The organism is Agreia sp. PsM10 (assembly GCF_030433855.1).
Taxonomy (GTDB): domain Bacteria; phylum Actinomycetota; class Actinomycetes; order Actinomycetales; family Microbacteriaceae; genus Agreia.
This window is the reverse complement of the sequence record NZ_JARUXC010000011.1, coordinates 76,011-88,541: the sequence shown is the minus strand read 5'-3', so window position 1 is coordinate 88,541 and position 12,531 is coordinate 76,011. Positions and strand designations below refer to the sequence as shown.

Genomic DNA, 12,531 nt, shown 5'->3' with positions numbered 1-12,531 from the left:
TTCTCATCGCCCGGCCTCGTCGTCACCTAAGGCGATGCGCAGCTGCATCAGGAGGTCGGCCCGGTTGGTCGCCCCGAGCTGGCGGCGGATGCGGGCGATGTGGTGCTCTGCGGTGCGCGCGGAGATGAAGATCGTCTCGCCGATCTCGCGGTAGGTCTTGCCTTCGAGCACGAGTCTGCCCACCTCGCGCTCGCGGGCGCTCAGTCCCGAGGCGTGCCTCTCGTTGTGCGACCGGATGCGTGTGTCGGCGCGCGTCGGACGGCCGCCGGCCGCGGGCGTGGCCGGGTCAGGCGACTCGCTCGTGCCGCCCGTGTCGGGCTTCGGATCGGCGACCAGGGGGCTCGCCACGGCGCTTCCGCTCGCCCGCAGGTCGCGCGCCGTTGCGAGCAGTCTGGCCATGTCCTTGCGCTCGGCCGCGCGGGGCGCCGCGTGACCGGCCAGACGCGATCCGTCCCAGGTGAATCCGATCGAGGCGAGCGCGCGGGCGTTGGCCTCGACCTGGGCGGTGTTCACGTCGCCGGCGAGGACGGAGATCCAGACCTTGCCGGCCGACGCCATCGTCGCGGCGAGGTGGCTGTGCGGCGCGAGGCGCACGAGCGCGGCGCCGTGCGGCGCCAGGTCTGCGGGCTTCTCCATCAGGATCGCCGCCTGCACCGCAGCCCAGTGCAGCGGAACAGACCAGAGCGCCGGGCGGCCGAGCCGCTCGAGCAGCGACCAGGCCTCGGACAGCTGGTTCTCGAGCCGCTGCGAATCGTGCAGGCGCGCACCCGCGATCAGCATCTCGCCCAGGGGCAGCAGGCTGAAGAGGTCGACCTGGGTGTGCAACAGCACCGTTCGCGAGGCGCGCCACGCCTGGGTGAGCGCGAGCGGGTCGTCGGAGCGGCGGGCCAGCCCGATCTCGAGTGCGCGGGCGAGGAGTTCCTCCCGGGGAGACAGCTCGCCCTCCCAGCCCAGGGCCACCGCCAGAAGATCACGACTCTCCTGCAGCTGGTCGGACTGCATCGAGACCCAGGCACGGAGGAGGATCAGGCGCGGCTGGGCCGCGTGCCCGCACTGTTCTCCCACGAGGGCGTCGTCGAGCACCGAGGCGGCGATGTCGAGATCGCCGCCGTGCAACGCGACGAGCGCGGCCAACGCCGCCGGAACATCCGGAAGCGGCACCGCGGAACGTGACGCCGTCATCATGTCGGAGGCGCGAACGAGCGTGGCGAGGGCCGTGCGGTCGTCGTCGTCGAGGGTGCGCCGGATGCCCGAACCGAGCAGGTTCGTCGACACCCGTAGGAGAGTGGGCGACGCGGGCGACTCGACGGCCGCGAACATCGCGTCCGCGCCCGGCCGGTCTCCGGATGCGATCATCGTGATCGCCCCGAGCGAGGCCGAGATGCCCGGGGTGTCCGGTCCTATCCAGCGGTAGATCTCGGCGCTGCGCTCCATCATGCCTCGCTGCGCCCAGATGCTCGCGGCCACGTCGGCGGCACGCGGCAGATCGGGCGGGTCGTCGAGCGCGAGAAGCTCGTCGACGATTCGACCGCCCTCGTCGAGATCGCCGAGGGCGACCGCAGCCTGCGCCCGCCGAGCACCGGTGGCACGGTCGTCGGCGCCGCCTTCCTTCGACTGCTCGTAGAGTCTCGCAGCGATGGACGGGTCGGTGCGGAGGGCCTTGTCGGCGGCGTCCTCGAGCGCGCTGTTGACCCGCGAATCGTGCATGCCGTCGTGCACGAGTTTGCCGGCGACCGTGTCGAGGGGAAGTCCCGCACGGGTGATCGAGTCGACGAGGATGCTCTGGAAGTCGCGCACCCGGGGCGTCGGGCTCGTGCTCATCACGGCATGACGAATCAAGGGAACGGGCTCGCCCGACGACAGCAGGAGTCCGTCGGCCATGGCACGGTTCAACAGCTGCCGCACGGTGTCGGCATCGAGCTGCAGAGCCTCGACGAGGTCTCCGGTCGCATCGAATCCCACGGCCAGGGCCAGCAGGAGCTCGCGGAGAGGCTGATCAAGGAGGGCTATCTCCGAGCCGATGCGCTCAGCGACATCGGTGGGCATCGTCGGTTCGCGGAAGACGCTGGGGGTGCTGTCGCGGATCGTCTCGATGACGTGCTGCACGAGCCAGGGACGCGAGCCGGTGAGCTGCGAGACCCGCTCCACGAACTCGAGCGGAACCGGGCGAGCGGCGGCATCCCGGAGCCGCTCCGCTATCTCGCCGTGGGTGAGCGCGCCCAGCGCGATGGCGGGGCGATCGTTCTCCAGGGCCCGGATCAGGCGCAGCATCATGGTGGAGCGGGGCCAGGGTCGGAAGCTCGCGATCACCGTGACGTCGCCGCGCAGCACGAGGTCGAGGAGCACGGCGAGCTCGGCGTCGGGGTGCGTCTGCGCGTCGTCGACGAGCACGGCGCGAAAACCCGGCCGCGGCAGGCCGGCGGAGGGAATCGTTCCTCTCACCACCGGCACGCCGGCCGCTCGGTAGAGCGCTTCGATCTCGTCGAGCAGCACCCGTTTTCCCGACCCGCCGACGCCGGCGATGCCGACGACGACGGGGCTCTGCGGATCCGCCTGGATCTCAGCGAGCAGGGATGGCGCCGTTGTGCCGGTGTCGGCGAGTGTAGGAAGCGCACCCGGGGTGCGCGAGTACATCGATCACTCCCCGCCCTGTTCCGAGGGATCAGGTGCGGGTACGGCCGGCTCCGCGAGCAGCGTCGCATCGGGCGTTCCGGTGTCGCCGGTCGATTCGGGTGCGGGCGCCGGTTCCGGCTCGGGGTCGGCCGGGGGGTCGGCGACGGGCTCGGGGTCGGGCGTGGGGTCGACCGGTGTCGGGTCGACGGGCGTGGGGTCGACAGGGGTGGGGTCCACGGGCGTGGGGTCGACAGGGGCGGGGTCCACGGGCGTGGGGTCGACGGGTGTCGGATCCACGGGAGTCGGGTCGACCGGGGTGGGGTCCACCGGTGTCGGGTCGACGGGAGTGACAGGAGTCTCGGAGTTGACCGCGGGCGCCGTGGTCGCGGGGGTGGTGCCGGCCGGGGCGGCCGTGCTCGGCGTGCCCGCGGGCGAACCGGATGTGCCGGGCTCGGAGCCGCCGGACGGAGCGTCCGACGATCCCGACTTCGACGAGGCCGGCTTCTTGACGTCGGTGCTCTTGGGGGCGAACCACGGGGTGTCGTCGTCGGACGCCCCGGCCCCGGCCCCGGGCACGTCGCTCTCGCTCTCGCCCGCTGTCGCCTCGCCGGTCGCCGTCTTCGGGGAGCCGGTGACGGCATCCACCGTTCGCTCGATGGCGCTCATGGGCGAAAGCGCGTCGGCGGCCGAGGCCAGCGTCTCGAACGACGTGTTCGGCGCGGTGCCGGCCAGCACGACGACCACGCCGGCCGCTGCAGCGGCGATCGTGATGCGCACGCTCGTGCGTGACAGGGGCGAGCGTCGGCCGATCGCGGCGACCGGCTCGAGCGTCGGCACCGCTTCGACGGCCGGGCTTTTCGAGGCGAAATGCGGATGCGACGGGCCGCGCCCCGAGGAGCCGGCGACGGCATCCGATCGCTCGGCGATGCTGACGGACCCGACCGCGATCGCTGCGGCGACGGTCGGGCCGGAGACCACATGCGCTGCCTCGGCCGTGGCCGCGTCGTCGACGGGGGTGGCCGCGCGGACGGCGAACGCCGACGCGGCGGCCGCTGCGGCGCCGAGCGAGATGGCCGCCTTGGGATCGGCATCGACGGCGATCGGCAGGTCGAACTCGGCGGAGAGGAGCTCGCTGATCAGGGGAATCCGCGACGAGCCGCCGATGAGCACGATGCTCGAGAGGCTCGACGTCTCGATGTGCGCATCGGCGAGCGTGCGGCTCAGGAAGGCGACGGTGTGCCGCACCGGGCGCTCGATGAGCTCCTCGAATTCGTCGCGCACGAGACGCACCTGCGTGCTGAGTCCGGGCAGGAGCACGGGAATGCTCGTCTGCGAGTCGAACGACAGGTTCTCCTTCGCCTCGATGCACTCGCGGCGCAGTCGGCCCAGGGCCACGAGCACCGCGGGATCTGTGGTGTCGAGCGCCGCATACTCCTCTCCGAGACCGGCGGTGACGTGCCGGAAGACGGCCTCGTCGAAGTCGGCGCCGCCCAGCCGGTCGATGCCCGCGGGAGCGCCGACCACCTCGAACACATCCGCGGCGGCCTTGCGCAGCACGGCGATGTCGAACGTGCCCCCGCCGAGGTCGTAGACGGCGATCGAACTGCCGGCATCCACCCGCTCTCGGGCTGCGTAATGCAGCGCGGCGGCCTCGGGCTCACTTACGAGCACGACGTCGGCCAGGCCGACCCCGGCCAGCGCCTCGCGAACGAGCTCGGTCTTGTACGACCCCCAGTTGGCCGGGTGCGAGATGCACACGATTGCCGGATGCGTGCCCTCGCGCTCCTCGGCACGGTCGACGACCCAGCGGGCGACGGTGGCGAAGATGTCCTCGGCCGAGACCGAGAGCTGCTCGACGACGAGCGGGATGGCATCGCCGATGCGGCGCTTGAACTCGCGCACGAGCCTGAGGGGGTGTGAGGCGGCGCGTCGTTCAGCGGCTTCGCCGACGAGCACACGGCCGTCGTCGCCGAGGAAGATGACGGATGGAACAGTCGGACCGCGGGTTCCGAGTGGCAGGGTTTCCGCTCGGACCTCGCCTTCTGCATCGATCTGCACAACGGCAGCGGCTGTGAAGCTCGTGCCGATGTCGATGCCTAGCGCGTAAAACATTCTTGTCCCCAAACGTGAGCAATCTTCGTTGATCCCCTGCGAGAGTCAGTATCACCCCAATGGGGGAGAAACAATAGGGGGGTAATCACTCATTTATTGAGGTGAGGTGAAAGCCGAAACCCCTAGTGGGCTGTTCTCAGGCTTCGACGCTTTCCCGTGGCGTGTGCCGCACCGGCCCACGGGGGCATGTGCAGGCACGGCACACGGGTCGTATTCGGAGCCCGGCCGTCAGAGGATTGGGCGAACGCCGGCTTGCGTCGCCGCAGGAGTTCCCCCTGCGGACAAGAGGTACCGGCACACCGGTACCTTCAGTCCGCAGTGGGCACTTCTGCGTCTGCGGGCGGCGGCGTAGCATCGGGCGCAGAACCTAGCGACGTGAGGGAGCGGGAGGCATCGTGCGCCGAGTGACCTATTCCATGAGCGTGTCTGTCGACGGCTTCGTCGAGGGGCCCGACGGAGACTTCTCCTGGCCCGGCCTGAGCGACGAGGTCTTCGACATCGCGCTCCGCGAGATTCGGGATGTCGGAGTGCACCTCATGGGGCGGCGCCTCTACGAGACGATGCTCTACTGGGACACCGTCGACATCGACACGCTCCCTGCGCCGCGTCGCGAGTGGGTCACGCGCTGGAATGCCCTGCCGAAGGTGGTCTTCTCCACGACGCTGTCGAACGTGCAGGGCAACACCCGCCTCGCATCCGGTGGCCTTGCAGACGAGATCGAGCGCCTGCGATCAGAGCCGGATGAGGGCGACATCGCGATCGGCGGCGCCACCCTCGCCGCCGAAGCCGCCGCGCTGAGACTCATCGATGAGTACTACGTGAGGGTGTTCCCGGTGCTCGTCGGGGGAGGGCTGCCGTTCTTCGCCCGCGACGGGCAGCGGCGCGACCTCGAGCTGCTCGAGACCCGATCATTCGAGTCGGGAGTCGCCTACCTGCGCTACGCGGTGCGCCGCTGACGACTCGATGACCCTGCAGAAGCCGGGACCTCAGCCGAGCGCGAGACGGTACGACTGCATGGGATCGCCGCCGAGCGGGTGAGGCATGCTCTCGCCGAACGGTTCGAAACCCCTGCGGGTGTACAGGGCGATGGCGCGGGCGTTGGTCGTGCGCACCTCGAGCGAAATGCTCTGACATCCGCCGAGTCGTGCCCGTTCCACGGCATCGTCGAGCAAGGCTGTGCCGACACCGATTTCGCTCGCATCGGGGTCGACGGCGAGAAAGCGCAACAGGGCTTCTGTCGGGTTCGACCGGCCGGATTCGACCAGGGCGAACCCGCTTCGAGGCGAGGTGGCCACGGCGAACCGCACGATCGGGTTGTCGAACGCGGATCGCACCCTCTGCGCCATCGCCTGTGCGTCGACCGTGCCATCCCGGAACCTGATCGCTCGTACCCAGATGTCGGCACAGCGTTCGATGTCGTCGGGCACCTCGCCGTCGCGGATGACGACCGGATCCGGTTTGTCGGCCAACGCCGCCCCTAGCCCAGTTCGGGCAGGATGTGCTTCACGATCGTCTCGAGCAGGTGGGCGTTGTAGTCGACGCCCAGCTGGTTCGGGATCGTGACGAGCACGGTGTCGGCGTCGCGAACGGCAGCGTCGTCGAGCAGCTCCTTCACGATCGCATCGGGCTCACCCACGTAGCTCTTTCCGAAGCGGGCGATCCCGTTGTCGAGGTAGCCCACCTGGTCTTCGCGGTCGCGGGTCATGTCGCCGAAGTAGGCGCGGTCCTGGTCGGTGGTGATCGGCAGGATGCTGCGGCTTACCGATACGCGCGGCTCGCGTTCCCAGCCGGCGTCCTTCCAGGCTGCGCGGTACAGCGCGATCTGCTCGGCCTGGAGATCGCCGAACGGCACGCCCGTGTCCTCCGAGAGAAGGGTCGAGCTCATCAGGTTCATGCCCTGCTCGGCCGTCGACACGGCGGTCGCCCGTGTGCCCGATCCCCACCAGATGCGGTCGGCCAGACCCGGCGACTGGGGCAGGATGCCGAGGGGCTGGCTCACGCCCGTCATCTGCGGGTTGCTCATGGCCACGCCGGCATCGGTGATGGCCGCGCGGAACAGTTCGGTGTGCGCCCGGGCGAGATCGGCATCCGTCGTGCCGTCTTGCGGAACGAAACCGAACGACTCGGAGCCGCGGAGTGCGGTCTCGGGTGATCCCCGGCTCACGCCGAGCTGCAGTCTGCCGCCCGAGATGAGGTCAGCGGTCGCGGCCTCCTCGGCCATGTAGAGGGGGTTCTCATAACGCATGTCGATCACGCCCGTGCCGAGTTCGATCGTCGAGGTGCGGGCGGCCATGGCCGAGAGCAGCGGAAACGGCGATGCGAACTGCCGGGCGAAGTGGTGCACACGCATGTACGCGCCGTCGACGCCGATCTCCTCGGCCGCCACCGCCAGCTCGATCATCTGCAGGTGCGCGTCGGCTGCGGTCCGCGTGAGCGATCCGGGGATCGGCTGCCAGTGACCGAAGGAGAGGAACCCGATTTTCTTCATGTTCATGTGAACGCATGAAACGGCCAGATATTCCATTCGAACGGGCGCATTAAGAGGACGTAAACAATAAAAGGCACAGCCGCAACCGATCCAAATCCCAGCCGGTCACGAATAGTCTGTCGTCTAGCAGACCTGCGAGAGGACCACCCGGAATGCGCGTTTTGAGTTACAACCTGCGGAACAACAGTGCCAGCGGCGAACTCGCAGCCCTCACCGATGATTTCGATGCCGACATCTTCTGTGTTCAAGAGGCCGACACGGCATCGCTTCCGGCGACCATGGGGCACCTCACCATGTCGCACGCCACCACCGAGAACCGGCTCGGTCTCGCGCTCTACTATCGCGCCGAGCGCTTCTCCGTCGAAGACAGCACCACCTTCACCCTCAAAAAGTCCATGCACGACAGGGTCATGTCTCCCGGCACCCAGCGCCTGCTCGGTGCACGCCTGCACGACAGCGAGACCGACCGCTCGTTCGTCGCCGCGTCGTTCCACGCCGCGCCGCTCACGGCATCCAATTCTCTGCGTCGAACCCAGATCACCGCGGCCCACGAGGAGCTGCAGCGCATCGGCGTCGACATTCCCATCCTCATGGTGGGCGACTTCAACTACCCGCTGTTCCAGAACAAGCTGCGCGCCGGCATCAAGGACTCGGGCTACGAGCTCTCGCTGAGCGACAGCGTGACCTACCTTCGCTACAAGTGGGTGCGCGGCCACTTCGACTTCGTCACCTCGAACGGGTTCCGCATCGACGAGGTCAAGACGCTTCCGCAGGGCGACTCCGACCACCTGCCCATTCTGGTGAAGGCCGAGTACGACATGGCCGGGGTCGTCGGCGACTAGTCGCAGACCCACCCCTTCGGCCGTGAGCGCCTCATTCGGCGAACCACGCCGCCCGCCGGGCACTCGAGCAGCGGCCCGCCGGACATCGCAGCGCGTTGCCCGGGGGTCGCTCTGGCGCACCGTCGTGATCGCGGCCCTGGTCGCGCTGTGGCCTGCCGTGGGCACGGCTCTTCAGGCCGGATTCACCGGGCCGGGCGAACGGCCGCTGGTCGTGGGCTCGGTGCCGAGCATTCCAACGCCCTCTCCGACGGTATCTCCGACGGCGGATGCTGCACCCACCCCGCAGCCCGCCATTCCGGTGTCGGTGCTCAGCGACTCGCACGCCTACTTCGCCGCATCCTGGTGGCGGCAGACTGTCGAGGCGAACGCGATCGAGGGCGTCTCGATGGGGGCCTTCGCGTCGCAACCCGGCGCGGTGGCCGACACCATCGCATCCGGTCTCGACGAGGCCGCCGCCGCCGCGCAGAACGGCTACGTGCTCGTGCAGGCCGGAACCAACGACCTGCTCGCCGGGAGTTCGCCCGCCCGGGCCGCGTCGGACATCCAGAGCCTGTGGGCGGGCGTGCGCGACCGCGGATCGACGCCGATCGCGGTTCTCGTGCCGCCGTCGAGCGAGGTCGGCGCCGAGGTGATCGAGCTCAATCTGCTGCTCGCCGGGGCGGCTCGTGCCGACGGCATCGCGATTCTGGATGTCTACACGCCTGTCGCGGAGGCGGGCGGCGGGTGGCAGGCGGGCACCTCGGACGACGGCAAGCACGCGAACATCGAGGGTGCGACGCGGCAGGCGAACGAGGTGCTCGCGCAGCTGCCCGGCATCCTGGCCGGACGCCTCGGCCAGCTGACGCCCGTTCCCTGAGCCTGTCGGAGACTATCCGCTCCGGTTCGGCGCATCCGCTACTGCACGACCGGGCGCAGATAGACCGAACGGGCGCGGATGCGAGTCGGCGACCGCCTAACCCTGCTGCGACTCCGCGAAGTCGCGCCGGATCGCGGCCAGCGCCCCGGGCGACAGCTCGAACCCGATCGGGTGGCCCGGGTTCACCACGATGCCCACCTCGTCGGCGACGCTCGCCACGAAGCGTCCGCCGGTGAGCGTGACCGGATGCGGCGCGACCTCGAGATACTCGGCCGGCACGCGGCCGAGGTCGGTGAAGAGCGGCAGCATGGGTGCCCCATCGGTCGTGCTGAGAACCAGGGGACTGAAGGCCTGCGACGCGTCGTCGGATGCCTCGGTGCGGCTCAGGGCATGAACCGGGGTCGTGAGAAAGGCCGAGATGAAGACCGTCTGCCGCACCTCGCCCCGGATGCCGTCGAGCAGCGACTGCTCGAGCTCGTTGTGTACGGGGTCGGCCGCGAGGCGGGCGTCGAAGTCGGATGTGCCGGCGGAGTCTGTCACCGGTCAAGCCTATCGAGGCAGGGTCGGCGAAGCCCCGTTCTGCGCCGGTCGAGTAGGCCGCCTGCAGCCGTATCGAGACCACGACCGTTCAACAGGGTGAACTCGAGACACGCCGCCGCTCGACACATGGACACGCCGCTCGGCCACCGAAATCACCTGTAATACGACATCGGTCCTCGCGCGGCTAGTCCATCCGCGCGATGCTGCTGTCAGCGAGACGCTGCGGTGCGCCGCACCCTCACGGCGAAGCCGCCGCCGACCAGCAGCAGGGCCAGGGCCAATCCTCCGACGAGGGGCCCGGCATCCAGGCCCGTGTTGGCCAGCGCGGGCTTCGGCGCGATCGTGGCGGGGCCGGATGCGACCGGATCGGTGGTCGGGGCGACAGTCGGCACCACGGCGGGGAACGCGGCGTCGAAGGCGAGGCTGACGGAGTCGGTCAGGAAGGTCTCGCCCAGGGGGTTCGGGTGCAGCGACGCCGCTTCTGCGCCGGTCTCGCTGAGGGTCACGCCGTTGATGTACGGCGTTCCCGCGGCGGCGCAGGCGCTGTGACCGGCGCTGCCGGCGAAGGTCGGCACATAGGTGAACCCGGCATTCGCCGCAGAGGCCTGGATGGCGGCATCGAGCTTCTGCTCCGTCGAGCGCAGGTAGGCGGTGTCGATGGTGGTGAAGGGGAACGAGTTCGGCGTGCTGAAGGCGTCGGTGAAGCATCCGCCTTCGGGAATCGTGTCGGGGAACAGCCCGGGATACCCTACGACGAAGACCTCGGCGTTCGGGGCTGCGGCGGCGATCGCCGCGTAGGTGATGGCGAGATCGGGGGCGACCTGCGTTGCGATCTTGGCGGCCAGGAGGTCGACCTGCGCGTTGTAGAGGCTGACGCAGTTCTGTGCCGGCGGATTGGCGAAGACCAGCGGGCCGTCGGGGCCGGCCGCGAGACACGACGCGGCGATCTGCTGGAAACCGAGGTCGTTGCCGCCGATGGTGACCGTCACGATGTCGGTGTCGGCGGAGAGGGCGGTGATCTGGGGGCCGACCCCGGCGTACTGCGAGGTGACGGATACGTCGTCGGTCGTCGCTCCAGAGCAGGAGACATCGGTGAGCGAGAGACCGTAGGCCGTGGCCAGCCGGTGGGGGAAGTCGACCGCGCTCTGGCCGCACTGCGGCACGGGCAGGCCGGTGGCGGGCGCCAAACCGAGGCCGGCCGAGTACGAGTCTCCGAGAGCGACGTAGTCGAGGCCTGCCGTCACCTCGGGCACGCCGGGTGCGGGTGCCGCGGTGGCGACAGAAGCCGTGAGCATCGATCCTGCTGCCAGGCCCACGGCGATGATGGCGGCGCTGATGAAGCGGGCGCGCGTGTGCCCGGAAGTGATGTGTGACGTCATTGGTGGAGTCCCCCTTGCGCACATACTACGGGCTGTAACGATCTAGGCGATACCCGCCCGCTGCGCGATGTCGGCGGCGGCCTGCCTCGAATTGACGCCCAGCTTTCGATAGAGACTGCTCGTCGTCGTCTTGACGGTGTTCTTGCTCACGAAAAGAGTGTCGGCGATCGCCTGCAGTGAGAGGTCGGATGCGAGATGGATCAGCACCTGGCGTTCCCGTCGGGAGAGCGACGCGAGGGTTGCACCGCTCGTCGCCGTCAGGTCGGTCGAGTCCGTCGGCACATGAACGGGGAGCCCTGTCGACGCGGAGAGTTCGTGCAGGTGGGCCGGAGCGATGATCGAGTAGCTGCTGTAGAGCCGCTCGATCTCGATGATCGCGTGAGCCGTCGTGAACGACGTGGCCGCCGCGTCGGATCGACCGAGGCTGAGCCGGGCCGCGGCGGCGAGGAGTTTGGCCGCAGACTGCAGCCGAGGGCCGCGATCCTCCTGAAGTGCGCTGGCCGCCTCGTCGAGGGCGGCGTGCATCGAGCCGGCGCGGTACGCGGCCAAGGCGGACATGAGGTGGGCGAAGGCCGACGCATCCGAGTGGCGCTCGACAGGCGTCGTGTTCCTGCCTCGAATCGTCGCCAGCCTCTCGTAGGCGGCAGCCAGATATCGCGAGAAGGCGCCACTGCGCCGCAAGGCCTCCGGCTGACTCATCCGCTGCGCCTCGAGAAGGGTCTCGACCTGAACGATGTCGGGTTCGGTGCGGGCGGCCCAGGCCCTGACCCACGTTTCGGCCGCCCAGTACTCGCCGATCGGAACCGTCGACAGGTCGGCCAGGTGCCCGGGGATCGAATCGGTGTCGAGTCGATCGATCGCGACCAGGGCCGCGGCCAGGTGGAGCGGGGCGTCGTATCTCGATCCGATCGTCGTGATCTGTCGACCTCGGGCAATCCACGACTCCGCCTCGTTGAGGCGACCGTCGGCGGCGTGCAGCCAGGCCAGCGATGCCGCTGCTCGTCGCGCGATCAGGGGCTGGCCCGTCAGATTCGAGAGCTCCCACGCCTCTTCGTACTCGAGCACACCGCCGACCTCGGCCACCTCGAACGAGCGCCCCCACTGCAGCAGCAGATGAGGCAGCTCCATCTGCCGTTCCGCTCGCTCGGCGGCCGTGACCTCATTGAGGATGCGACGACCCTGCCGGGCCGCTCGCACGGCGTCGGCCAGCCGTCCGCTCGTTCGATATCCGGCGGTGCGCCCCGCCGAGTTGATCATGACGTCGAGCGGCTCGGACTCGTCGTCGGCACGGCCGCCCTCGGCGAGCGCGATGTCGTGGAACCGGCGGGGATCGTCGCCGCTGATGACGTGCTGGAGGTAGTTGACGGCGACGAGCAGGCTGGGAATCTCGACGAAAGCCTCGCCCGGCAGGCTTCTGATCGAGGCGAGAAGGGCCTCGGGGTGGCTGGTGACGAAGTGATCCCAGTGGGCGGACTGCACGGCGAGGCCGGCACGCCATCCGTTCGTTCGCGCCGCTTCTGCCACGGCCGCAGGCAGAGCCTCGGGAGAAAGGAAGGACTCGTCGGATGGCACGCCGGTGCTCTCGTCGGAGTCGGGGTCGCTCAAATTCTCGTTGATGGCAGTACCAGGATCAGAAACGCGGGGGGATACGTCTCGCCGGATGATCCGACTGTTCACAAGTGTCTCATGAGCCTCACAGGT

10 protein-coding genes are annotated in these 12,531 nt (G+C 69.2%); 3 read left to right on the top strand and 7 right to left on the bottom strand.

The window, feature by feature from the left end; translation table 11 throughout:
• Positions 1-3: 3 nt before the first annotated feature.
• Both QCD70_RS14035 and QCD70_RS14030 read right to left on the bottom strand, forming a co-directional pair.
• Entirely contained in the window at positions 4-2,634 is a 2,631-nt protein-coding gene (locus tag QCD70_RS14035) for a LuxR C-terminal-related transcriptional regulator (protein WP_301217322.1), read from the bottom strand.
• 3 nt (positions 2,635-2,637) lie between these two features.
• Entirely contained in the window at positions 2,638-4,725 is a 2,088-nt protein-coding gene (locus QCD70_RS14030) for an Hsp70 family protein (protein WP_301217320.1), read from the bottom strand.
• A 404-nt stretch (positions 4,726-5,129) separates the two neighbouring features.
• On the opposite strand from QCD70_RS14030, the gene QCD70_RS14025 reads away from it, so the two are divergent.
• Positions 5,130-5,681: a dihydrofolate reductase family protein gene (locus tag QCD70_RS14025; RefSeq protein ID WP_301217318.1), complete on the top strand. Its 552-nt coding sequence runs from the start codon at positions 5,130-5,132 to the stop codon at positions 5,679-5,681.
• A gap of 30 nt (positions 5,682-5,711) precedes the next feature.
• On the opposite strand, the gene QCD70_RS14020 is transcribed toward QCD70_RS14025, so the two are convergent.
• Positions 5,712-6,194 carry a GNAT family N-acetyltransferase gene (locus QCD70_RS14020; protein ID WP_301217316.1) on the bottom strand — a complete coding sequence of 161 codons (483 nt, stop codon included), beginning with the start codon at positions 6,192-6,194 and terminating at the stop codon, positions 5,712-5,714.
• 8 nt (positions 6,195-6,202) lie between these two features.
• Positions 6,203-7,219 carry an LLM class flavin-dependent oxidoreductase gene (locus tag QCD70_RS14015; RefSeq protein ID WP_301217314.1) on the bottom strand — a complete coding sequence of 339 codons (1,017 nt, stop codon included), beginning with the start codon at positions 7,217-7,219 and terminating at the stop codon, positions 6,203-6,205.
• 146 nt (positions 7,220-7,365) lie between these two features.
• Here QCD70_RS14015 and QCD70_RS14010 point away from each other — a divergent pair, with 146 nt between their 5' ends.
• Complete coding sequence (locus tag QCD70_RS14010) at positions 7,366-8,055, top strand: endonuclease/exonuclease/phosphatase family protein (RefSeq protein WP_301217312.1); 690 nt, start codon at positions 7,366-7,368, stop codon at positions 8,053-8,055.
• Positions 8,056-8,077: 22 nt separating this feature from the next.
• Positions 8,078-8,911, top strand: coding sequence for an SGNH/GDSL hydrolase family protein (locus QCD70_RS14005; protein ID WP_301217310.1), 834 nt, complete (start codon positions 8,078-8,080; stop codon positions 8,909-8,911).
• A gap of 96 nt (positions 8,912-9,007) precedes the next feature.
• Here QCD70_RS14005 and QCD70_RS14000 read toward each other — a convergent pair whose 3' ends face one another.
• The 3 genes from QCD70_RS14000 to QCD70_RS13990 form a co-directional block, all read right to left on the bottom strand.
• A complete protein-coding gene (locus QCD70_RS14000) occupies positions 9,008-9,451 on the bottom strand; it encodes an SseB family protein (RefSeq protein WP_301217308.1) in 444 nt (147 codons plus the stop codon).
• A 209-nt stretch (positions 9,452-9,660) separates the two neighbouring features.
• Positions 9,661-10,830: an SGNH/GDSL hydrolase family protein gene (locus QCD70_RS13995; RefSeq protein WP_301217306.1), complete on the bottom strand. Its 1,170-nt coding sequence runs from the start codon at positions 10,828-10,830 to the stop codon at positions 9,661-9,663.
• A 42-nt stretch (positions 10,831-10,872) separates the two neighbouring features.
• A complete protein-coding gene (locus QCD70_RS13990) occupies positions 10,873-12,435 on the bottom strand; it encodes a helix-turn-helix transcriptional regulator (protein WP_301217304.1) in 1,563 nt (520 codons plus the stop codon).
• Positions 12,436-12,531 lie beyond the last annotated feature (96 nt).